The following is a 24015-nucleotide window of genomic DNA, read 5'->3' as shown; positions in this document are numbered from 1 at the left end:
CGAGCTTGCGGGGCTTTGGTGGACGCGGGGCGCCGGACGGAGCGGGGAGCGGGCACGCCCGTACGGGAATTCAGACCGAATTCCCGTACTTTGGCAAGGGCCGTGCCGCTGCTTACTGGAGGCCGATCTTCTTGCAGGCCGCCGCGTACTTGGCGGTGCAGATGTCGGCGGTGGTGTAGACGCCGTCCTTGATCACGGTGTCCTTGATGTTGTCCTGGGTCAGCGAGGTGACCGGGACGAGGACGGACGGGACGTCCTTGGCGCTGCCGCTGGAGACCTTGTCCTTGGCGATGGAGTCGAGCGACTTGCCCTGGGCGAGCGCGACGGCCATCTCGGCGGCGGCGTCGGCCTCCGGCTTGTAGGGCTTGTAGACGCTCATGTACTGGTCGCCGGTGACGATGCGCTGCACGCCGGCGAGCTCGGCGTCCTGGCCGGTGACCGGGACCTTCAGGCCGGCCGCCTTCAGGGCGGTGATGATGCCGCCCGCCATGCCGTCGTTGGCGGAGTAGACACCGGCGATGTTCTTCTTGCCGACCGCGGAGATCGCCGCCTCCATCTCGGAGTTGGCGTTGTCCGGCGACCACTCCTTGGTGTCGTACTCCTTGGCGATGGTGACCTTGCCGTCGAGGACGGAGTGCGCGCCCTGCTTGAACTGGGCGGCGTTCGGGTCGGTCACCGAGCCGTTGATCATGACGATCTTCGTGGACTTCTTGGCCTTGTTGCCCAGGGCCTTCAGCAGGGCCTGGCCCTGGGTCTTGCCGACCTCCACGTTGTCGAAGGAGGTGTAGGCGCTGATCGGGCCCTCGGCCAGGCGGTCGTAGGCCACGACCTTGATGCCGGCGTCCACGGCCTTCTGCACGGAGTTCTTGATGGCCTTGGCGTCCACCGCGTCCAGGATGAGCACGTCCACCTTGTTGGTGATCATCGTGTCGACCTGCTGGGACTGCAGGTTCGCGTCCTGGCGCGCGTTGTTGTAGAGGATCTTGGCCTTGTTGTTCGTCAGCTCCTTGATCTTCTTCTCGATCAGGGGCCGGTCGAACTTCTCGTACCGCGCGGTCTTGTTCTCCGGCAGGAGCAGACCGACCTTGATGTCGTCGCCCTTCTTGGCGCCCCCGGACGACTCGGAACCGCCCTTGGACTCCTTGGCGCTGCCACAGGCAGCGAGCGAGATGGCCATCGCACCGGCAGCAACGGCGACGGCGACACGACGCATACGCGTGTTCACTTCAGAAACCTCCCTGACGAGGCCGCGTCGTTGCGGCCGAGGTGGCTGGAAGTCAACTCGGCCACACGTGCGACGTCAAGAAGTAAATCCTTAACGAGATGGCAACGGTGCCATCCGTTCTCTAAGTGAAGGCAGGGGTGGTCGCCGAGAGGGTGCCGTCCAAAAGGGTGGAATCACCCATCTCGCTCAGGGCCAGGGCCAGCGCGCCGAGCACCTCGGCACGACCGCCGAGTGCCCCGGGAAGGATGGACAGTTGGCGGGCGGCACTGGGGATCGCGTAGCGCCCGACGGACTCCCGGATGGGGCCGAGGACCAGCTCACCGGCCTCGGCCAGGTCGCCGCCGAGCACCACGCGGCTGGGGTTGAGCAGGTTGCACAGGTTGGCGACGCCGCTGCCGATGTGCCGGCCGACGTCGGCGATCACGCGGCGGCACCCGGGATCTCCCTCCCGCGCCAGCCGGACGACGCCCTCCATGGTCAGATCGGTGCCGTGGCTGGACTGCAGCAGCGGCAGCACGTACCGCGCGGCCGCGAATGTTTCCAGACAGCCCCGGTTGCCGCAGCGGCAGACGGGACCCGACTCGTCAAGAGTAATATGCCCGATTTCTCCGGCTGTGCCGCCGGGCCCGCGATAGATCTTCCCGTCGATCACCAGTCCGGCGCCGACGCCGCTGGCGACCTTGATGTACGCCAGGTCGCGCACCCCGCGGCCGCTGCCCCAGACCAGCTCGCCGAGCGCGCCGAGGTTGGCGTCGTTGTCGACGTGCACCGGCACGCCGAGGCGTTCGCGCAGCTCCTCGGCGGGCTTGGTGCCCGTCCAGCCCGGCAGGATCGCGGTGGAGCCCAGGGTGCCGGACTCCACGTCGATCGGGCCGGGCAGGCCGAGGCCCACGCCGGCGATCTTGGAGCGGTTCACGCCGGTGGCGTCGATCAGCCGGTTGACCAGCTGCTCCGCCCGGTCCAGGCCCTCGGTGGAGGAGGCGTCCACGTCCATCGGTTCGGACTCCTCGGCCAGCACCTGGTGGGCGAGGTTCCCGATCGCGACCCGCAGGTGCGTATGGCCGAAGTCGACCCCGATGACGATGCCGGCGTCCCCGCTCAGGGATACGCTGCGGGCCCGGCGGCCGCCCGCCGAGGTGGGCGTGACCTGGACCGTTCCGCCGTCCTTGAGCTCGCGCACGATGTTGGAGACCGTCGCCGCCGACAGGCCCGTCGTCCGCGCGATCTCCGCCTGCGTCAGTGAACCGGCCAGACGGACGGCGCGTACGACGCGCTCCAGGTTGGCTCGGTGCAGCGACGACTGCGACCCCGGAGTCTCCACGACGACCTCCTGCGCGCGGGGCCGCTTCGGTGAGGCCCCGTTCGTGTCCAACTAGTGAACTCTAAGCTGAGCTGTTCGGGTTGCCTCCCGTCAAGATGTTGAACCACATCCAGATGTGTGCATAGGGGCGCACACGCCGCCCCCGCGCCGGGGACGGCGTGCGCACGATCCGTTGCGCAGAGCTACGACCTGCTACTTCAGAGCACCGGCGGTCAGCCCCTGCACCACCTGCCGCTGGAAGACGATGTACGCGGCGAGCACCGGCAGCATCGCCATCACCAGGCCCGCGAAGAGACCGGACCAGTCGCCCTTGTAGCCCTGGCTGACGGCCAGCTGGACCAGGCCCTGGGTGAGGACGCGCTGGTCGGGGTCGGTGTTGAGCACGGTCGGCAGCATGTACTGGTTCCACTGCCCGAGGAAGTTGAAGATGCCCACGCTGATCAGGCCGGGCCGGGCCATCGGCAGCATGATCTGGAAGAAGGTGCGGGTGTGCGAGGCGCCGTCCACGAAGGCCGCCTCCGCCACCGAGGTGGGCAGGGTGCGGAAGAACGCGGTGAGGAAGAACACGGTGAACGGCAGCGAGTAGGCGATGTAGACCAGGATCAGGCCGTGGATGGTGTTGAGCAGCCCCATGTTGTTCACCACGTAGAACAGCGGGACCAGCGCCAGCATGACCGGGAAGCTCATGCCGCCGATGAAGAGGTAGTAGATAAAGCGGTTGCCCGGGAAGTCGAACCGGGCCAGCACGTACGCCGCCATCGAGCCCAGCACCAGGGTGCCCACGAGCGAGCCGCCCACCACCAGGACGGTGTTGAGGAAGTAGTCGCTCATGTTGGCGTCGGTCCAGGCCCGGCCCCAGTTCTCGAAGTGCAGGCGGTCCGGCAGCGACCAGGGCGAGCCGAAGATGGACCGGTCGTCCTTGAAGGAGGTCATCACCGCCCACAGCAGCGGCATGACGACCATGAACGCCCAGATCACCAGGATGCCGTGGGAGAAGACGTTGAGGACCGCGCCCTGGCCGCGCCGCCGCGGGGGCGGCCCGGAGGGGGTGTCGGCCTTGGTGACGGGAAGCTCCGGCCCGGTCGGCACCGGAGCGGGGGTCTCGGTCGTCTTCATCCGATCAGTACTCCAGCCGCTCGCGCCGTCCCAGCCGCATCACGGCGGCGGCGAAGGCCAGCGTGACGACGAGCAGGGCGACGCCGATGGTGGTGGCGTAGGCGGCCTGTCCGTCGCGGAACGCCTTCTGGTACACGTACAGGACCAGGACAGTGGTCGAGTAGTCGGGGCCGCCGGGCCCGGTCGTCATGATCTGCACGACCGCGAACGATTCGGCGCCCAGCGCGAGGATGCCCATGTACACCCAGCCGGACTGCACGGTGTCCCACAGCAGCGGCAGGGTGATGCGGAAGAACGTGGTGGCCCGGCCCGCCCCGTCCAGCAGCGCCGCCTCGTACAGGTCGGCCGGGATGGAGGCCATGCCGGCCGAGAAGAGGACGACGAAGAAGCCGACCGTGGACCAGACGAGCACCGCCATCACGGCCCACAGGGCGAGGTCCGGGTCGCCCAGCCAGAGCGGCTGGACGCCGCCGAGCCCGACCGCGCGCAGGATCGAGTTGACGGCGCCGCTGTCCGGGTTGTACGCGAAGGCGAACAGCAGGGAGACGATGGCGATCGACAGCACCTGCGGGAAGAAGTAGACGATCTTGTAGAAGGAGGAGCCCCGGACGCCGGAGACGGCCGGGCCGCCCCTCCTGCGGCGCCCGCCCGCGTTGATCATGAAGGCGAGGAACAGCGCCAGGCTGATCGTCACCAGCGGCAGCACGACCGCGAACAGCAGGCTGTGCCGCAGGGACTTCCAGAAGATGCCGTCGTCGAGCATCCTGCGGTAGTTGTCCAGGCCGACCATTTTGAACTCGGGACTCAGGCCCGTCCAGTCCGTGAACGAGTAGTAGATGGACTGGAGGAACGGCCACACCACGAAGAGCGCGTACAGTCCCAGGGGCAGCGTCAGGAACCCCACGACGAACCGGTACTTGCCGTGCCGCATCGTCACTCCGGTGGGGTCACTGGTGCTTGTAGTGCTTGACGGACGAGTCCTTGGCGGTCTCGTCGGCGTAGGCCTGGATCTTCTTGACGGCCTCCGCCGGGGTGAGGCGGCCGGCCATCATCTCGCCGAGGCCCGCCACGCCGATCTTCTCCTTCTCCAGCTGCACGTACCAGTCCTGGATGCGCGGGTTGACCACGTTGTCGCCGGCCTTCTCCAGCGCCGCCACCCCGGACTTCAGGCCGGGGGTGAGGGTGATGCCGGTGGTGCCGCCGTTGTAGGCCGTCAGCGACTTGACTTTGGTGGTGAAGTTCTTCGAGGAGGCTTCGCTGAGCATGATGCGCAGCTGTTCCATGCCGCCCTCGGGGTTCTTCGCCCGGGCCGGCACGATGAAGGGCTCGCCGCCGGAGGCCCAGATGGTGCCGAAGGGCATCTTGTCGCTCGCGTCGATGCCGGTGGGCGCGGAGACGGTGAGCTGGAAGTCCTTGGGGATGACGCTGGCGGACTCGTTCTCCACCCAGGAGCCGTTGGGGATGAACAGGGCCTTGCCCTGGGCCCAGGCGGTCTGCGACTGGATGTGGTCCAGGCCCGGGGTGCCCCTGAGGACGTAGCCCTTCCGGTACAGCTCGTAGTACGCCTCGAAGCAGGTCTTGACGGCCGGGTGCTTCCAGGCGTTCGGCTCCAGGTTGTCGATGGCGTCCAGCACCTCCCGGCCGCCCACCTTGGCGATCATCGGATAGAGCGAGAAGGGGATGTAGTACGGGTACTTGCCCGCGTACGTCCAGCCCGCCATGCCCTTCTTCTTCGCCTTCTGACAGACCCTGAGCATCTCGTCCCAGGTCTCGGGGTACTTCTCGTCGAGCGCGTCCAGGGCCTTTTGCGAATACCACACGCCGTAGACGGTGTAGGCGTAGTACAGGATCCACACCTGTTTCCCGTCGAACTGGCCCATCTCGACGATTCCGGGGCGCAGGGTGTCGCGGACCTTCTTCTTCGGGTCGTCGTAGGAGGGCGCGTCCAGCAGGGCGGTGAGGTCGGTGAGCTGGTTCTTTCCCACCAGCACGCCCATGTCCATCTGTTCGGCGCCGGAGTTGTCGATGAGGTCCGGCGGGTTTCCCTGGTTGAAACGGGGCTGCAGGGTGGACTGGATCTTCTGGGTGGCGGAGAATTTGACCTTCGCCCCGGGGAAGTTCTTCCGGTAGATCTTCACGGCGTCCTCGGCGTACTCCTTGCCGAATCCGCCGTCGAAGAGGACGAACTCCAGGGGCGCGGACGTGTTGACGCCGAGCGGGTTCTTCTGCGTCTTCTTGCCGGCCTTGGCCTTGGCCTGGTCGCCGCCGCCGCTGCTGGCGCATCCGGACACGGCGGTGAGGGCACCGATCGCGGGGAGGGAGACCAGTCCCAGGGCGGCGGACCGCTTGATCAGAGCGCGGCGGCCGACGCCCGCGGCACCCTCGTTCTCGGCGGAAGTGGATCCCATGCTCAAGTCCTCGCCTTCTCCAGGACTCAGGCGGTGAACCGGATCCTTGCCGGCACCGCGGTGGGTCATGCTGCGTCGTGCGGGAAGTCGTGCGGGAAGTCGTGCGGGAAGTCGTGCGGGAAGTGGTGCGGGAAGTGGTCGTGCGGGAAGTGCGGGTGGTGCAGGACGTGCTGTGCAGTGATCGATCTTCCGGGACGACGGGGAAAGTACGGCGGATCACGGCGTGCCACGCACGTCGAACCACCCGTTCCGACTCCCCCGACGTGCTCCCGACCGCTTGTACGGGCGCTGTGGACGCCGACAGGTATAGTCCAGTTTCCGCCGATGGATCAAGATCGAATACAGGGTTGGCCATGGGTCTTTTCCGAGTTGAGACCTCGCGGGCAGAGGGGCCGACCACGGGCTCCACGCTGAAAATGTCCCGGGCATTGCGCCCGAATGCCACGCTCAACACCCTTGACATCACTGACCACTTCACTCCTACTGGTTCCTGCGTGCGGTAGCTGACAACGTTGTCCGGTCACGCAGGAGGGTGCTTGCATGCACGGCAGAACAGCACGGCGCGGATTCAGAAGATTCAGGGGATTCGGGGGATTCAGGGGATTCAGGGGAGGGAGACCGGCGGTCGTTCTCGCGGCCGCCTTCGTCATGGCGGCGGGCGGGCAGGGCGCGGCGGTGGCGCTGCCGGCGCAGCACCCGCACACCGAACGGGAGTTCGCCTCCTCGTTCGAGGCCGACGACCCGCAACCCGACTGGCTCAACACCGTCGACACCGCCCCGGACGGCGGAAAGCGCGCCTCGGGCGTCGACGGCGGCTACACCAGCGGCATTCCGGGCAACGTGACCGACCACGTGACGGACGTCCGGGCAAGCGGGGAGAACACCGGCGCGGGCGAGGTGAAGGAGAACCTCGTCGACGGCGAACCGGGCACCAAATGGCTGACGTTCGAGCCCACCGGCTGGGTCGAGTTCGACCTGGACAAGCCGGTCAGGGCGGTGACGTACGCCCTCACCTCCGCCAACGACCACGACGAACGCGACCCGGGCGACTGGACGCTGCGGGGCTCGGCGGACGGCAAGGAGTGGAAGACGCTGGACCAGCGCTCGGGGGAGAGCTTCTCCGAGCGGTTCCAGACCAAGTCCTACGACCTCGCCGAGCCGGCCGAGTACCGGCACTTCCGGCTGGAGGTGACGAAGAATCACGGCGGCGACCTGCTGCAGATCGCCGACGTGCAGTTCTCCACCGGCACCGGCGGCGGCCCCGTCCCGCAGGACATGCTGTCCCTGGTCGACCGGGGCCCGGCCGGCTCCCCGACGGCGAAGGCGGGCGCGGGCTTCACCGGCCGCCGGGCACTGCGCTACGCCGGGCGGCACACGTCCGACGGGCGGGCGTACTCGTACAACAAGGTGTTCGACGTGAACGTGGCGGTCGGGCGCGACACCCGGCTGTCGTACCGGATCTTCCCGCAACTGGCCGACGGCGACCTGGACTACGACGCCACGAACGTCGCCGTCGACCTGGCCTTCACCGACGGCTCCTACCTGAGCGACCTGGGCGCGGTGGACCAGCACGGCTTCGCGCTGTCGCCGCGGGGGCAGGGCGCGGCCAAGGGGCTGTACGTCAACCAGTGGAACAACGTGGTCTCCCGGATCGGGTCGGTCGCGGCCGGCCGGACGGTCGACCGGATACTCGTCGCCTACGACTCCCCCAAGGGCCCGGCGAGGTTCCGCGGCTGGATCGACGACGTGACGATCCGTCCGGCGCCCCCGGCCCGCCCGCTCGCCCACCTGTCGGACTACGCGGTGACCACGCGCGGCACCAACTCCTCCGGCAGCTTCTCGCGCGGCAACACCTTCCCGGCCGCGGCCGTGCCGCACGGCTTCAACTTCTGGACGCCGGTGACCAACGCCTCCTCGCTGAGCTGGCTGTACGAGTATGCGCGGGCCAACGACGAGGACAACCTGCCGGAGATCCAGGCGTTCAGCGCCAGCCACGAGCCGAGCCCCTGGATGGGCGACCGGCAGACCTTCCAGGTGATGCCCTCGGCGGCCTCCGGCACCCCGGACACCGGCCGCACGGCCCGCGCGCTGGCCTTCCGGCACGAGAACGAGACAGCGCGGCCGTACTACTACGGGGTGCGGTTCGAGAACGGTCTGAAGGCGGAGATGACGCCGACGGACCACGCGGCGCTGCTGCGCTTCACCTACCCCGGCGACGACGCGAGCGTACTGTTCGACAACGTCACCGAGCAGGCGGGCCTGACCCTGGACACCGAGCACGGCACCGTCACCGGCTACTCCGACGTCAAGTCGGGCCTGTCGACGGGCGCGACGCGGCTGTTCGTCTACGGCGAGTTCGACAAGCCGGTCACGGACGGCGCCGTCGACGGCGTCAAGGGCTGGCTGCGGTTCGCCGCGGGCGCCGACCGCACGGTCACCCTGCGCCTGGCCACCTCCCTCATCAGCATCGACCAGGCCAAGGACAACCTGCGCCAGGAGATCCCGGACGGCACCTCCTTCGCGGCTGTACGGGCCGACGCCCGGCGCCAGTGGGACCGGCTGCTGGGCCGGGTGGAGGTGCAGGGCGCCGGCGAGGACCAGCTCACCACCCTCTACTCGTCCCTCTACCGGCTGTACCTGTACCCCAACTCCGGCTACGAGAGGGTCGACGGCAAGGACCAGTACGCCTCGCCGTTCTCCCCCATGCCCGGCCCGGACACCCCCACCCACACCGGCGCGAAGATCGTCGACGGCAGGGTGTACGTCAACAACGGCTTCTGGGACACCTACCGGACGACCTGGCCGGCGTACTCCTTCCTGACACCCCGCCAGGCGGGTGATCTGGTCGACGGGTTCGTGCAGCAGTACAAGGACGGCGGCTGGACCTCCCGCTGGTCCTCCCCCGGCTACGCCGACCTGATGACCGGCACCTCCTCCGACGTCGCCTTCGCCGACGCCTACGTCAAGGGCGTCGACTTCGACGCGAAGGCGGCCTACGACGCGGCCCTGAAGAACGCCACCGTCGTGCCCCCCGCCTCCGGCGTCGGCCGCAAGGGCATGGCCACCTCGCCCTTCCTCGGCTACACCAGCACCGACACGCACGAGGGCCTGTCCTGGGCGATGGAGGGCTACGTCAACGACTACGGCATCGCGAAGATGGGCGAGGCCCTGTACCGCAAGACCGGCGAGCAGCACTACCGGGAGGAGGCCGACTACTTCCTCAACCGCGCCCGCGACTACGTCCACCTCTTCGACGCCAGGGCCGGCTTCTTCCAGGGCCGCGACGCCCGGGGCGACTGGCGGGTGGACCCCGACCGGTACGACCCGCGCGTGTGGGGCTACGACTACACCGAGACCAACGGCTGGGGCTACGCCTTCAGCGTCCCCCAGGACAGCCGCGGCCTGGCCAACCTCTACGGCGGCCGCGCCAAGCTCGCCGACAAGCTGGACGCCTACTTCGCCACCCCGGAAACCGCCTCGCCCGAGTTCGTCGGCTCCTACGGCGGCGTCATCCACGAGATGACCGAGGCGCGGGACGTGCGGATGGGCATGTACGGGCACTCCAACCAGGTCGCCCACCACGTCATCTACATGTACGACGCGGCCGGGCAGCCCTGGAAGACGCAGAAGTACGTCCGCGAGGTGCTCTCCCGGCTGTACACCGGCAGCGAGATCGGACAGGGCTACCACGGCGACGAGGACAACGGCGAGCAGTCGGCCTGGTACCTGTTCTCCGCGCTCGGCTTCTACCCGCTGGTGATGGGCAGCGGCGAGTACGCCATCGGCTCCCCGCTGTTCACCCGGGCCACCGTGCACCTGGACAACGGCCGCGACCTGGTGATCCGCGCGCCGAGGAACAGCGCGAAGAACATCTACGTGCAGGGCGTGCGGGTCAACGGGAAGCCGTGGAACTCCACCTCGCTGCCCCACTCCCTGCTCGCCAGGGGCGGAGTGCTGGACTTCGACATGGGCCCCGCCCCGTCGTCCTGGGGCACGGGCGCCGACGCGGGCCCCGTCTCGATCACCCGGGGCGACGACGTCCCCGCGCCCCGCAGGGACGTGCTGAAGGGCGACGGCGCCCTGTTCGACGACACCTCGGCGACGGACGCGACCGTCACCAGCGTGGACCTGCCGGTGAGCGACGCGCCGAAGGCCGTGCAGTACACGCTGACCTCGTCCGCGGACCACACGAAGGCGCCGGCCGCCTGGACCCTGCAGGGCTCGGCGGACGGCACCGAGTGGAAGACGCTGGATACGCGCTCCGGGGAGTCCTTCCGGTGGGACCGGCAGACGCGGGCCTTCACCATCGCCGCGCCCGGCGCCTACCGGCACTACCGGCTGGTGCTGGACGGCGGCGCGGCGACGCTGGCGGAGGTGGAGCTGCTGGCCTGACGGGACGCGGGCGCACGGACGTGTGACCGCGTGGCCGCACGACTGTGTGATCGCACGACCGTGTGACCGTGTGACGCGGAAGGGGGCGGGCCCGTTTCGGGTCCGCCCCCTTCTTGCTTGCTCCGGTCGGTCCGCCCGCTTCGTCAGCCGGTGGCCAGCGTGAAGACGTGCAGGTCGGTGTGGTCCGGCAGCCGCACGCTGCTGATCTCCTTGCCCTCCGGCGCGGTGAAGGGCCGGGTGGCGAAGACGTACGTCGTCACCGGGTCCCGGTCCGCGCCCGCGACGTTGCGGTACGGCGTCCTGGCGACGACCTCGTTGCCGTACCGGACGCCGCCGGCGCCGCCGCCGACCGTCCAGTCGGTGAAGGAGAGGTCGACCGTGCCGGTCGTTCCGTCGGTGTAGGTGAGGGTGGCGGTGTCCTGCTGGTCGCCGTTGACGGCGGAGCCGACGAAGGACAGCCGGCGGGCGGGACCGGCCAGGCGGATGGTCTGGCCGGCGGCGGAGGCGTTGTCGGGCCGGCCGGCCGGCGAGGCGGGCCAGGTGAAGGCGAGGCCGTCTACGGTGCCGTGCGCGCCGGGGGCGAGGCCCGCGGCGGCCAGGGCCTGGCGGGAGTAGCTCCAGCCGCCGCCGTCGTAGTCGGCCTCGTCGTGCTCGCCGTCGTCGTCGGAGGCCCCGGTGTTGTTGTAGGCGGCGAGCAGGCTGCCGGGCGCGGCCACCGTGAGGGAGACCGGCTGCGCGTAGGAGGTGCCCTCGGAGGTGACGGTGACCTTCACGTCGTAGTAGCCCTGCGCGATGTCCTCGGCGGTGGAGAGGGTGATCTCCCGCAGGCCGCCGGTCACCGTGCCCTCGGCGGGGGTGGCGGTGACGCCGGGCGGGGTCTCGACGCGGAAGCGGACCTCGGGGCCGCTGCCGCCGGTCAGGGACAGGGCGCGGACGGCAATCCGGGTGCTCTGCCCGGGGGCGAGGGTGGCCGCGGTGGGGCCGACGCCGATCTGGTAGGGCTGCTCGCCCTTACGGAAGGACGGCGGGGCGTCGGCCGGGTCGCTGCCCCAGGCGCGGTCGGGGATGGTGCCGAGCGTGTAGTCCAGGCGGCCGCCGTCGCGCACGAAGGACGCCGGGAGCCACGGGCGGTCGTGGGTGCGGCCGTCGACCTTCAGGGACTGGACGTACGGCGCGTCGGCCGCCGCGCCCCGGGCCCGGATCGAGATGTCGTTGCCGTACGGCCGGTCGATCTCGATGCGCTCGAACAGCGGGGAGGCCAGGACGAGTTCGGCGCGCGAGGGCACCTGCGGGTACATGCCGAGCGCGGAGAAGACGTACCAGGACGACATCGCGCCGAGGTCGTCGTTGCCGGGGATGCCGCCGGGCGCGGTGGACCACAGCCGCCGCAGGGCGGCGCGGACGGTCTCCTGCGTCTTGTAGGGGGCGCCGGCGTAGTCGTACAGGTAGGGGACGTTGATCGACGGCTCGTTGTCGAGTTCGGCCTTCTCGCCGCCGCTGCCGGTGAAGGCCCAGTCGCCGTCCGCGTCGTGGAAGAAGGCGTCGAGGCGGGCGAGGGCCTTGTCGCGGCCGCCCATCGCGGCGAACAGCCCGGCCGGGTCGTGCGGCACCATCCAGGTGTACTGGGCGGCGGTGCCCTCCACGAAGCCGTTGCCGGTGGCGGGGGTGAAGCCGGTGACCCAACTGCCGTCGGCCTTGCGGTTGGCGATGTAGCCGCCGCTGTCGTCGGCCGCGATGTCGAAGTTGTTCTGCCACCACTGGGCGCGCTTCTGGAAGACGGCCCGCGTGTCCTTCTCCCCCGCGGCGGCGGCCAGTTGGGAGATCGCGAAGTCGGCCGTGGACATCTCCAGCGTCTCCGCGGCGCCGCCCCAGGCGTTGGAGACGGACGGCATGTAGTGCAGCTTCAGGTACTTGTCGAGCGAGGGCCGCTGGCCCACCGACAGCACCGGCTTGCCCGCCGGCGACAGGTCCTGCTCGGTCGGCACGGTCGCCGCCCGCACCAGCGAGGCCAGCGCGCCGCGCAGGTCGAAGCCGGTGCCGCCGAAGGCGCGGATGCCGGCCAGGGCGGTCGGTGAGGGGTCGCCGTTCATGACGTGGGTGCCGGCCGCGCCGTGCAGCCACCGGTCCCACACCCCGCCGTTCTGCCGGGCCAGTTCGTACAGCGACTGCGCGACGTCGGAGCCGGTGCGCGCATCGAGCAGAGTCAGCAGCTGCACCTGGTCGCGGTAGACGTCCCAGCCCGAGAACGTGCCGTACTGCGCCCGGTGGCCGGCGCGCACCCGGTGCACGTCGCCGTCGCTGCCGCGGTAGCGGCGGTCGGCGTCGCTGATGACGTTGGGGTGCAGCAGGGAGTGGTAGAGCGCGGTGTAGAAGGTGGTGCGCTCGGCGTCCGTGCCGCCGCCCACGCGGATCGCGGCCAGCCGGTGGCGCCAGGCGCGGCGGGCCGCCGCGCGGACGGAGCCGAAGGAGCGGCCGGGCGGGTTCTCGGCCCGCAGGTTGGCCTCGGCGCCCTCGGGACTGACGTAGGAGATGCCGACCTTGACGTGGACCGGGCCGGTGCCGGGCGCGAACTCGACGTAGCCGCCGGCGCCCTTGCCGGCCACCGGGCGCCCGCCGTCCGCGAAGCCGCCGGTGCCGCCGGTGGTGTGGGTCGAGCCGGGGCTGAGGCGGTCGTCCCGCCAGGTGCCGGTGGCCTTGAAGGCGCGGTCGAAGCGGGCGGTGAAGTACAGGGTGTAGTAGGCGCGGCGGCCCTCGGGGTCGAGGTAGCCGCAGAAGTTGCCGGAGGTGACCGAGCCGGAGACGGTGCGGGTGGCCGGGTCGATGGTGACCGAGGAGTCCGTGGAGCCGACCTCGGAGTTGGCGGTGCGGATCAGCAGCGAGGCGGGCTTGCCGGCCGGGTAGGTGAAGCGGGCGGAGCCGGTGCGGGCGGTGGCCGTCAGGTCGGCGGTGACGCCCGAGGCGAGGGTCACCTGGTAGCGGCCGGGTTCCGCGGTCTCGTCGGCGTGGTCGAAGCCGGAGGCGTACACCGCGTCCTTGGTGTCGCTCGCGGGCGAGGAGGTGACCTCGCCGGCGTACGGGAAGAACGGGATGTCGCCGCTGCCGCCCGCGCAGCCCGTGCCGGACATGTGGGTCAGGCTGAAGCCGCGGATGCGGGTGGCGTCGTACTGGTAGCCGCCGGGGGCGGCGGTTCTGGTGGCGTCGCCACGGGTGTTCTCCGGGCTGAAGGACAGCATGCCGAACGGGACGACGGCGCCCGGGAAGACGTTGCCGCCGTTCTTCGTGCCGATCAGCGGGTCGACGTAGGGGGTGGGATCGCGGACGAGGTCGGGTGGGGGTGCGGCGGACGCCGCGAGGGCGGGAGTCGAGCCGCCGGCCGCCAGCGCGGCGGCGAGCAGCAGGGACACGGGACGGAAGCGCATGACGCGGCCCCTCCTTGGTCGGACGGGTCGCGCACCACGGGTCGCACAAGCCGCGAGGACAGTAGCGTGGGCCGCGCCCGCCGCGGAAGACCGCGGACGGACCGTGCGGCGGGCGCGCCTCATCCGGGCGTGCGTGCCTCACTCCGCTCGCCGGTCTGCTCGCCGCCCCCTGAACGCGCCTCATCCGGGCGTGCGCGCCTCACCCGGGCGTGCATGCCTTGTCCGGGCGGGTCGGCGGTGAAGTGCCTTGACATCGTTGTCGGTTGGCGCGGTAAGGTCATGTCCGGACCAGTCCCGGATCTCTCGGCCGATGCGGTGGAGGGGTCCGGCCCACCGTTGCGACAACGTTGTCGCGTGCCGCAGCGTCGCCACAAGCCGCACGCCGCATCCGTACCACACCGCACGGACCCGGTGGCCTCACCCCCGGCCACCGGGTCCGCCTTTCGCATCCCGCAACGCCCCGGGACTCCGGGCCGCTTCGGACCGCCGTGGAGCCCCGCCCCTGCGGGTGTGGGGTGGGGGCACACCGGGGCAGGTTCCGGTCTACCCATGGGAGCGCTCCCACCCCACTCCTCCGTGAAGCTAGCCGCCACGGCCACGCTTGTAAACGCCCTTGACGAATAAGTGTGGTGACGATCCGTCAGATTCTGCCTCCGGCTGCCCCGGCTCCGTCCGCCCGTGGGCGGCTCAGCCCCGCCCGTCCGTGGGCGGCTCAGTCCCGCCCGTCCGCCGGCGCGCGGCGGGCCGAGAGCAGGACGTAACCCACCTCGGGGCAGGCGCCGAAGGCGGCGATCACGTCGGCCCCGGCACGGATCGACGCGCCTCCCGGGGTGTCGGCAGCGGCGGCGAACTCCCGCATGACGGAGGTGACATGGTCGTAGGAGGGCCGTACGGCGTCGCCGATGTCGGTGAGCTCCTCCAGCTCCCAGCCGGTGCGCTCCAGCAGGCCGCGCAGGTCGTCGGCGGTGGCGAAGGAGGTGACGCGGAACATCTCGGCCGTCGCGGCGACGGCGGCCGCGGCGGGCCCGGTGACCGGGCCGCGCAGCAGCAGGTCCGCCACGGCCAGGCGGCCGCCGGGGCGCACGGCCTGGTGGAGCCGGCCGAGCACGGTGGCCCGGTCCGGCATGTGCAGCAGCGACTCGACGGCGAACGCGGCGTCGAACGAGGCCGCGGGGAACGGCGGCCGCATGGCGTCGGCGAGCAGGAACCGCGCCGACCACCGCTCCCCTGCGTCCCGGGCCGCCCGGTCCGCCGCCTGCCGGGCCTGCCGGAGTTGGTGGCGGCTGACGGTGATGCCGGTGACGTGGACGGCGTGGCGGGCGGCGATGCGCAGGGCGGGGTGGCCGTTGCCGCAGCCGACGTCGAGGACCCGGTCGCCGGGGCGCAGGGCGAGGCGGTCGGCCACGAGGTCGGTGAGGAGGTCGGCGGCCTCGCCGGGGGAGGCGACCGTGCCGTCCTCGGGCCAGACGCCCAGGTGGACGTTGCCGCCGAGGGCCTGCGCCCACACGTCCGTGAACCGGTCGTACAGTCGGCCCACCGCGTCGGGGTCCGTGTCGTGCTGCCGGGTCATGCCGCATCCGCCTCCCACCGCCGCCGACGACGCGGGCGACCGGGCCGGTCGCCGCGGTGGCCCGTGCCTTCCCTGCCGGGCGGCCGAACATGCCCTTCCGCCGCCGTTTCGACGCCGCTTCACCGCTGCTTCGCCGCTGCTTCGCCGCCGTTCCGACGCCCCTTCACCTCCGTTTCGCCCGTTCCGGCCGGAGGGTGGCGGAAAGCCGACGGGCCGCGGTTCCTGCGGAAAGCCGACGGGCCGTGGTCCCCCTCGCGGAAAACGGAAGGGCCGCGGCCCCCTTGCGGGAAGCCGCGGCCCGGTTGCCGTGCCGGCCGGCCTACTTGCGGATCAGGTTGCGCAGCACGTACTGCATGATGCCGCCGTTGCGGTAGTAGTCGGCCTCACCGGGGGTGTCGATGCGGACGACCGCGTCGAACTCGACACCGGTGTCGGTGGTGACCTTGACCGTGCGCGGCGTGCGGCCCTCGTTGAGCTCGGTGACGCCGGTGATGGAGAAGGTCTCCTCGCCGGTCAGGCCGAGGGACTCGGCGTTCTGGCCCTCGGGGAACTGCAGCGGCAGCACGCCCATGCCGATGAGGTTCGAGCGGTGGATGCGCTCGAAGGACTCGGCGATGACGGCCTTGACGCCGAGCAGCGCGGTGCCCTTGGCGGCCCAGTCGCGCGAGGAGCCGGAGCCGTACTCCTTGCCCGCCAGGACGACCAGCGGGATGCCGGCCTTCTGGTAGTTCTGCGCGGCGTCGTAGATGAAGGAGACCGGGCCGCCCTCCTGCGTGAAGTCGCGGGTGTAGCCGCCCTCGGTGCCCGGCGCGATCTGGTTGCGCAGGCGGATGTTGGCGAACGTGCCGCGGATCATCACCTCGTGGTTGCCGCGGCGGGAGCCGTAGCTGTTGAAGTCGCGGCGCTCCACGCCGTGCTCCAGCAGGTACTTGCCGGCCGGGGTGTCGGCCTTGATGGCGCCGGCCGGGGAGATGTGGTCGGTGGTGACCGAGTCGCCCAGCTTGGCCAGGACGCGGGCGCCGGTGATGTCGGTGACCGGGTCCGGCTGCGCCTTCATGCCCTCGAAGTACGGGGGCTTGCGCACGTAGGTCGACTCCGGGTCCCACTCGAAGGTGTCGCCGGTGGGTACCGGCAGCGCCTGCCACTGGGCGTCGCCGGCGAAGACGTCCTGGTAGGACTTGTTGAACATGTCGTCGCCGATGGCGTGGGCGATGACCTCGTTGATCTCCTGCTCGGACGGCCAGATGTCCTTCAGGAAGACCGGGTTGCCGTCCTTGTCGGTGCCCAGCGGCTCACGGGTGAGGTCGATCTTCATCGAGCCGGCGATCGCGTAGGCCACGACCAGCGGCGGGGACGCCAGGTAGTTCATCTTGACGTCCGGGTTGATGCGGCCCTCGAAGTTGCGGTTGCCGGAGAGGACCGAGACGACCGCGAGGTCGTTGTCGTTGACCGCCTGGGAGATCTCCTCCGGCAGCGGACCGGAGTTGCCGATGCAGGTGGTGCAGCCGTAGCCGACGAGGTTGAAGCCCATCTTCTCCAGGTACGGAGTCAGGCCCGCCTTGTCGTAGTAGTCCATGACGACCTTGGAGCCCGGCGCGAGGGTGGTCTTCACCCACGGCTTGCGGGTCAGGCCCTTCTCCACCGCCTTCTTGGCCAGCAGCGCGGCGCCGACCATCACGGACGGGTTGGAGGTGTTGGTGCAGGAGGTGATGGCGGCGATGGCCACGGCACCGTGGTCGATCTCGAAGGTCTGGCCGTCGGCGGTGGTGACGGTGACCGGGTGGGACGGGCCGGCGCCGGGGACGACGGCGGAGTGCTGCGGGGCGCCGGCGCCGTTGTCCTCGTGGCCGTAGGCCGGGGCGTCGCTGGCCGGGAAGGACTCGGCGCCGGCCTCGTCGACCGGGGAGGACACGCCGTGCGGCTGCTCCTGCTGCGGCACGCCCGGCTTGCGGTCGTCGCCGCCGGTGACGCCGGCCTGCACGTAGTTGAGCACGTCGCTCTTGAACTGCTCGGCGGCGGCGGCCAGTTCGATGCGGTCCTGCGGGCGCTTGGGGCCGGCGATGGACGGCACCACGGTGGACAGGTCCAGTTCGAGCTTCTCGGAGTAGTCCGGCTCGGCGGACGGGTCCAGCCACAGGCCCTGCTCCTTGGCGTACGCCTCGACCAGGGCGACCTGCTGCTCGCTGCGGCCGGTCAGGCGCAGGTAGTTCAGGGTCTCGTCGTCGATCGGGAAGATCGCGGCGGTGGAGCCGAACTCCGGCGACATGTTGCCGATGGTGGCGCGGTTGGCGAGCGAGGTCTTGGCCACGCCCTCGCCGTAGAACTCGACGAACTTGCCGACCACGCCGTGCTTGCGGAGCATCTCGGTGATGGTCAGCACCAGGTCGGTGGCGGTGGTGCCGGTGGGCAGCTCGCCGGTGAGCTTGAAGCCGACGACGCGCGGGATGAGCATGGAGACCGGCTGGCCGAGCATGGCGGCCTCGGCCTCGATGCCGCCGACGCCCCAGCCGAGGACGCCGAGGCCGTTGACCATGGTGGTGTGCGAGTCGGTGCCGACCAGGGTGTCCGGGTAGGCCTTGCCGTCGCGGACCATGACGACGCGGGCCAGGTGCTCGATGTTGACCTGGTGGACGATGCCGGTGCCCGGCGGGACGACCTTGAACTCGTCGAACGCGGTCTGGCCCCAGCGCAGGAACTGGTAGCGCTCCTTGTTGCGGCCGTACTCCAGCTCGACGTTGACCTTGAAGGAGTCCGGGGTGCCGAACTTGTCGGCGATGACGGAGTGGTCGATCACCAGCTCGGCCGGGGCCAGCGGGTTGATCTTCGACGGGTCGCCGCCGAGCTCCTTGACGGCCTCGCGCATGGTGGCGAGGTCCACGACGCAGGGCACGCCGGTGAAGTCCTGCATGATCACGCGGGCCGGCGTGAACTGGATCTCCTGGCTCGGCTGGGCCTGGGAGTCCCAGGTGCCGAGCGCGCGGATGTGGTCGGCGGTGATGTTCGCGCCGTCCTCGGTGCGGAGCAGGTTCTCCAGCAGGACCTTCAGGCTGTAGGGCAGCCGGGCCGAGCCCTCCACCTTGTCCAGGCGGAAGATCTCGTACGATTCGTCGCCCACCTTCAGCGTGCTGCGGGCGTCGAAGCTGTTCGCCGACACGACAGTCTCCTTCATTTATGTGCGCGTACCACCGCAATCCTGCCGCCACGCCGTCCCGGCCGATCAGCTAAGGTAAGGCTAAGTAAGGTCACCCTTACCGCGGTGACGGCTGCGGTGCGCCTCGGCAGATATCTCGATGTCGAGATAACACTAGTACATGGGGGCCGGATGGTCATGCCCAACCCGGAGAACGCCCTGCCCCGGCGAGGGCCGGGCGGCTCCCGGCAGGACCCACGGCCCCGCCTCCCGGGTCACCGGACTCGCGGTTTCGATGCACGGCCGACGGGGCGCCACCTCCCGGCTCGGCACCGCCTCTCGGCTCGGTGCCGTCTCTCGGCTCGGCACCGCCTCTCGGCTCGGTGCCGTCTCTCGGCTCGGCACCGCCTCTCGGCTCACGGGATCCGGCCGCCGGGGAGACGGCACTCCGCCCGGCCACCAAAGCCCTGCCCTGCCACCGAGGGCCCGTCCGGCCACCAAAGCCCTGCCCTGTCGCCAAGGGGCCGCCCGGCCGTCGAGGACCCGGCCGGCCGCCGAAGCTCCACCGACCCCGAAGCCCCGCCCCGCCGCCGAGGGCCGGCCATCAAGGGGCCGACGCGGGGTATCCGCGTGAGCGGGAGGATTTCGGCACCGGCCGGAAGGAGACACGCATGCCGCTCACGTTCCGCAAGAGCTTCCGCATCCTGCCGGGGGTGCGGCTGAACATCAACAAGCGGTCCTGGTCCATCACCGCCGGCGGCGGGAAGGGTCCGCGGTACACCCGCAGCAGCACGGGACGTCGTACGACATCGGTGGATTTGCCCGGACCTTTCGGGTGGCGTCGCACCCGTACGGAGCGCCGTCGTTGACGGCACGTCACCCGAACGGACCCCCCAGGAGGTGCCATCTCATATCTGAGATAACCTCAACCTCATGGCAGACGACTACCTCGTACGCATCGGCAAGCTCATCCGTGACGCCCGCAAGCACCGGGGCTGGACGCAGAGTCAGCTCGCCGAGGCGCTCGGAACCAGCCAGAGCGCCGTCAACCGCATCGAACGCGGCAACCAGAACATCAGCCTTGAGATGATCGCCCGTATCGGCGAGGCGCTGGACAGCGAGATCGTCTCCCTGGGCTACGCCGGTCCGATGCACCTGCGGGTGGTCGGCGGCCGCCGGCTGCACGGCGCCATCGACGTCAAGACGAGCAAGAACGCGTGCGTGGCACTGCTGTGCGCCTCGCTGCTCAACCGGGGCCGCACGGTGCTGCGCCGCGTCGCCCGCATCGAGGAGGTCTACCGCCTTCTGGAGGTCCTCAACTCCGTCGGCGTGCGCACCCGTTGGATCAACGACGGCACCGACCTGGAGATCGTGCCCCCGGCCGACCTCGACGTGGGCGCGATCGACGCGGAGGCGGCCCGCCGGACGCGGTCCATCATCATGTTCTTCGGCCCGCTGCTGCACCGCATGGACCACTTCAAACTGCCGTACGCCGGCGGCTGCGACCTGGGCACCCGCACCATCGAACCGCACATGATCGCGCTGCGCCGGTTCGGGCTGGACATCACGGCCACCGAGGGCTGGTACCACGCCGAGGTGGACCGCGCGGTGCGTCCCGGCCGCCCGATCGTGCTGACCGAACGCGGCGACACTGTCACCGAGAACGCGCTGATGGCCGCCGCCCGGCACGACGGCGTGACCGTCATCCGCAACGCCTCCTCCAACTACATGGTCCAGGACCTGTGTTTCTTCCTGGAGTCCCTGGGCGTGCGGGTGGAGGGCATCGGCACCACCACGCTCACCGTGCACGGCGTGCCCGACATCGACGTCGACGTCGACTACTCCCCCTCCGAGGACCCGGTGGAGGCGATGAGCCTGCTGGCCGCCGCCGTCGTCACCGGATCGGAACTGACGATCCGCCGGGTGCCCGTCGAGTTCCTGGAGATCGAGCTCGCGGTGCTGGAGGAGATGGGCCTCGACCACGACCGCACGCCCGAGTACGTCGCCGACAACGGCCGCACCCGGCTGGTGGACCTCACCGTGCGGCCCTCCAAGCTGGAGGCGCCGATCGACAAGATCCACCCCATGCCGTTCCCCGGCCTGAACATCGACAACGTCCCCTTCTTCGCGGCCATCGCCGCCACCGCGCAGGGCAAGACCCTCATCCACGACTGGGTCTACGACAACCGCGCCATCTACCTGACCGACCTCAACCGCCTCGGCGGCCGCCTCCAACTCCTCGACCCGCACCGGGTGCTGGTGGAGGGCCCGACCCGCTGGCGGGCGGCGGAGATGATGTGCCCGCCGGCCCTGCGGCCCGCCGTGGTCGTCCTGCTGGCGATGATGGCCGCCGAGGGCACCTCCGTGCTGCGCAACGTGTACGTCATCAACCGAGGTTACGAGGACCTGGCCGAGCGCCTGAACTCCGTCGGGGCACAGATCGAGACCTTCCGGGACATCTGAAAGCCTTCGGAAAAAGCGCCGCCACGCCCCACCTGAGCTGCGTGAATACGAAGCGAGAGAGGGGGCGTGGCGGCGCCGCTGGGAGTTTTCTGGGCCTTTTGGCCGGTACCGAAGAATCACCGGTCGCCCTGCGTCCGCATGCTGCGTGATCGGCGAGGTGTCCACCCGAGCCGGTCACGACTGAGCCTCTGCTGAAGGATGTGTGCATGCTGGACGACCTGGACCGTGCCCTGATCCACGCGCTGCACATCGACGGCCGCGCGCCTTTCAGCCGGATCGCCACCGCCCTCGACGTCTCCCCGCAGACCGTCGCCCGCCGCTACCGCCGGTTGCGCGCCGAGGCGTCCTTACGGGTCGTGGGTCTGCCGGACCCCCGTCAGGCGGGTCGGACGCAGTGGCTCGTCCGGCTCACCGCGGCGGCCGGTTCCGCGCAGGACCTGGCCTACGCCCTCGTCCGCAGACAGGACACCTCGTGGGTGAAACTCACCTCCGGCGGCACCGAGATCGTCGCGATCATCCACACCCCGACCGACGCCGGCGCGGGCAACTCCCTGTTGCTGCGCGACATTCCGCGCACCAGCAACATCACCGCCGTGTCCGCGCACTGCATCCTCCACACCTACCTGGGCGGACCGACGAACTGGCGCCGCAGCGCCGACACCCTGGACGAGGAGCAGCAGCGCATCCTGCGCGAGCACGAGGCGGCCGGCACCTCGTACGTGCCGGTGCCGCGCCACCTCACGGACGCTGACGCGGACTTGCTGCTCGCCCTGCAGAAGGACGGGCGTGCCACCCACGCGGAGCTGGCCCGGGCGACCGGCTGGTCCCCGGTCACGGTGGCGCGCCGGCTCGCCGATCTGCAGGCGAGCGGCGCGATCTTCTTCGACGTGGAGGTCGACGCCGGGCACTTCGGGGTCAACACCAGGGCGCTGCTGTGGATGTCGGTGAGTCCTGCCCATCTGGAGAACGTGGCGACGACACTGGCGGGCCACGACGAACTGGCCTACGTCGCCGCGACCACGGGACGCACCAATCTGGTGGCCCAGGCCCTGTGCCGTGACCCCGCCGACCTGCACCATTACCTGACCCGGCGGCTGGGCTCACTGGATGCCGTCCACACCCTCGAGACCACCCCGGTCCTTTGGAACCTCAAAGCGGCGAGCCCCGTCGTCACCGATCCGACCCGCACCAGAAGGCCGCCCGCCCCGGTCCGCCCCCGCGTGTGACGGCCGATGGCCCGGCAACCGCGAGCACGCGGGGGCGGCGGCCCGGAGGCCGCCGCGCACACCGGGGAAGGGGGCAGCCTAGTGCCCCGCTCCCGCATCGTCCGGAGCGTTCTTGCCCGTCATCATCCGGCTGGTCGCGAAGCCGGCCAGGACCAGCGCCACGGCGACCCGGAACGCGACCTGGACGGCGTGCAGGGCGGCCGGCGCACCGCCGTCGCCGGCGCTTTCCAGATAGACGCTGCCCAGCACGGCGACCCCGAGCGTGGCTCCCAGCTGCTGGACCGCGTTGAGCAGGCCCGCGGCCGAGCCGATCTCCCGCGGTTGCAGCGGCTTGAGGGCGATGGTGAAGAACGCCGGACTGAACAGGCCGACTCCGAGCCCCACGACCCCGAGCGCGAACGGCAACGGCGTCGGGTACGTGTGCGGGTCCGCCTCGTGATAGACGGCGACAGCGGCCAGCGCACCGACCAGGAGAACGGTCAGACCGAGGCTCATCATGCGGTGCCCGTAGCGCCGGACCAGGTGCGCGCCGGCCACCCAGGAAGCGACGGCCAGGCCCGCCGACCACGGGGCGAGGGTCAGGCCCGCCTTCAACACGTCGGTTCCCAGACCCAGTTGGAGCTGGAGAACGATGACCGTCATCAGCCCGTTGGTGACCGCGAAGAAGGAGGCCGACGTCATCAGGGCGGCCGGGAAGCCGCGGTGGGCGAACAGGCTGGGCTCCACCAGCGGGCTGCGCCCGGCGGCGGCCACCGCGCGCTGGTGCACGGCGAACACGGCCATCAGGCACAGCCCGGCCACGATCGCCGCCCAGCTCCACCCCGGCAGAGCGGTCAGGTCGGCACCGATCAGCGGGTACACGACGAGACCGACGCCGGCCGTGGCCAGCAAGGTGCCGATCACATCGAGGGTGGGCCGGTCGGGAGCGCGGTTCTCCAGCAGCCGGGGCGAGATCGCGAGGACGATCAGCGACACCGGAACGTTCACCAGGAAGGCCGCCCGCCACGAAGAGCCGAACAGGTCGGCATGCGTGAGCACGCCACCCAGCACCGGCCCGCAGACGGCGGCGAGGCCCATCACCGGGCCGATGCCGCCCAAGGCCTTGGACATCTCAGGCCCGGAGAACATCGCCTTGATCAGGCCAATGCTCTGGGGGATGATCACGGCCGCCGCGGCTCCCTGCACCACCCGGAAGGCGATCAGAAGCCCCACCGTGGGTGCCACGGCGCAAGCGGCGGACGCGACCATGAATCCGGTGACACCGATCACGAACAGCCGCTTGCGGCCGGCGATGTCGCCCAGCCGCCCGCCGGTGATCAACAGCACCGCGAACGGCAGCGTGTAGGCGGTCGTGAACCACTGGATGTCCGAGACCGACCCGCCCAGATCGGCATGGATCTTCGGTGCGGCGACCTGCACGATGGTCGCGTCCAGCAGGTTCATCGCCTCACCGAGCAGCAGGGCGGTGAGCGCCGGCCACCGCCATCGGTACGCCGTGGGAGTCGGCGTCAGCGCACGCTCAGCAGTCATCGGGGTTCCTCTCCACCGTCGTCGACACGCCGGTCCGGCCCCGGTCGGTGGGGCGTCGGGGCCGGCCACGGCTCAGCGTGGGAGGAGAGGAACAGGGCGCTCCAGCCAGAACCGGGAGAGGGAGGATTTCTTCCATCGCCGCCTCCCGTGGCGGCGATTTCCCACACCCCGGCCGCGTGCGTGCGCGTCGCCGACGTCACCGCCGTATCCGGGTG

The 24015-nt window shown here is 70.4% G+C and carries 14 protein-coding genes; 4 read left to right on the top strand and 10 right to left on the bottom strand.

What is annotated here, in order from left to right; translation table 11 throughout:
* Nucleotides 1–112 precede the first annotated feature (112 nt).
* From IE225_RS13835 to IE225_RS13810, 6 genes are all read right to left on the bottom strand, one after another.
* On the bottom strand, nt 113–1213 hold the full coding sequence (locus tag IE225_RS13835) for a substrate-binding domain-containing protein (protein WP_190057821.1): 1101 nt from the start codon (nt 1211–1213) through the stop codon (nt 113–115).
* A 133-nt stretch (nt 1214–1346) separates the two neighbouring features.
* Complete coding sequence (locus IE225_RS13830; RefSeq protein WP_190057820.1) at nt 1347–2546, bottom strand: ROK family transcriptional regulator; 1200 nt, start codon at nt 2544–2546, stop codon at nt 1347–1349.
* 192 nt (nt 2547–2738) lie between these two features.
* Nucleotides 2739–3662 (bottom strand): carbohydrate ABC transporter permease, encoded by a 924-nt coding sequence (locus tag IE225_RS13825; protein WP_190057772.1) that lies wholly within the window; start codon nt 3660–3662, stop codon nt 2739–2741.
* A gap of 4 nt (nt 3663–3666) precedes the next feature.
* Entirely contained in the window at nt 3667–4593 is a 927-nt protein-coding gene (locus tag IE225_RS13820) for a carbohydrate ABC transporter permease (RefSeq protein WP_190057771.1), read from the bottom strand.
* Between the two features lie 16 nt (nt 4594–4609).
* Entirely contained in the window at nt 4610–6070 is a 1461-nt protein-coding gene (ngcE, locus tag IE225_RS13815; protein ID WP_190057770.1) for an N-acetylglucosamine/diacetylchitobiose ABC transporter substrate-binding protein, read from the bottom strand.
* A 65-nt stretch (nt 6071–6135) separates the two neighbouring features.
* Entirely contained in the window at nt 6136–6300 is a 165-nt protein-coding gene (locus IE225_RS13810) for a hypothetical protein (RefSeq protein WP_190057769.1), read from the bottom strand.
* Nucleotides 6301–6718: 418 nt separating this feature from the next.
* On the opposite strand from IE225_RS13810, the gene IE225_RS13805 reads away from it, so the two are divergent.
* Nucleotides 6719–10462 (top strand): GH92 family glycosyl hydrolase, encoded by a 3744-nt coding sequence (locus IE225_RS13805; protein WP_190057768.1) that lies wholly within the window; start codon nt 6719–6721, stop codon nt 10460–10462.
* 143 nt (nt 10463–10605) lie between these two features.
* Here IE225_RS13805 and IE225_RS13800 read toward each other — a convergent pair whose 3' ends face one another.
* From IE225_RS13800 to IE225_RS13790, 3 genes are all read right to left on the bottom strand, one after another.
* Nucleotides 10606–13881 carry a GH92 family glycosyl hydrolase gene (locus IE225_RS13800; protein ID WP_190057767.1) on the bottom strand — a complete coding sequence of 1092 codons (3276 nt, stop codon included), beginning with the start codon at nt 13879–13881 and terminating at the stop codon, nt 10606–10608.
* Between the two features lie 712 nt (nt 13882–14593).
* The gene (locus IE225_RS13795; RefSeq protein ID WP_190057766.1) at nt 14594–15451 is read right to left on the bottom strand and encodes an SAM-dependent methyltransferase; all 858 of its coding nucleotides are present in this window, start codon (nt 15449–15451) and stop codon (nt 14594–14596) included.
* 319 nt (nt 15452–15770) lie between these two features.
* Nucleotides 15771–18620 carry an aconitate hydratase gene (locus tag IE225_RS13790; protein WP_190057765.1) on the bottom strand — a complete coding sequence of 950 codons (2850 nt, stop codon included), beginning with the start codon at nt 18618–18620 and terminating at the stop codon, nt 15771–15773.
* Nucleotides 18621–19252: 632 nt separating this feature from the next.
* Here IE225_RS13790 and IE225_RS13785 point away from each other — a divergent pair.
* The 3 genes from IE225_RS13785 (at nt 19253) to IE225_RS13775 (ending at nt 22270) form a co-directional block, all read left to right on the top strand.
* On the top strand, nt 19253–19450 hold the full coding sequence (locus tag IE225_RS13785) for a DUF4236 domain-containing protein (RefSeq protein ID WP_190057764.1): 198 nt from the start codon (nt 19253–19255) through the stop codon (nt 19448–19450).
* Between the two features lie 64 nt (nt 19451–19514).
* Nucleotides 19515–21044 (top strand): helix-turn-helix domain-containing protein, encoded by a 1530-nt coding sequence (locus IE225_RS13780; protein ID WP_190057763.1) that lies wholly within the window; start codon nt 19515–19517, stop codon nt 21042–21044.
* 206 nt (nt 21045–21250) lie between these two features.
* Nucleotides 21251–22270, top strand: coding sequence for an Lrp/AsnC family transcriptional regulator (locus IE225_RS13775; protein ID WP_190057762.1), 1020 nt, complete (start codon nt 21251–21253; stop codon nt 22268–22270).
* Between the two features lie 78 nt (nt 22271–22348).
* Here IE225_RS13775 and IE225_RS13770 read toward each other — a convergent pair whose 3' ends face one another.
* The gene (locus IE225_RS13770) at nt 22349–23800 is read right to left on the bottom strand and encodes an MFS transporter (protein ID WP_190057761.1); all 1452 of its coding nucleotides are present in this window, start codon (nt 23798–23800) and stop codon (nt 22349–22351) included.
* Nucleotides 23801–24015: the final 215 nt, after the last annotated feature.

This window comes from Streptomyces echinoruber (assembly GCF_014651135.1).
Classification (GTDB): Bacteria; Actinomycetota; Actinomycetes; order Streptomycetales; family Streptomycetaceae; genus Streptomyces; species Streptomyces echinoruber.
This window is presented reverse-complemented; position numbering and strand designations above follow the sequence as displayed.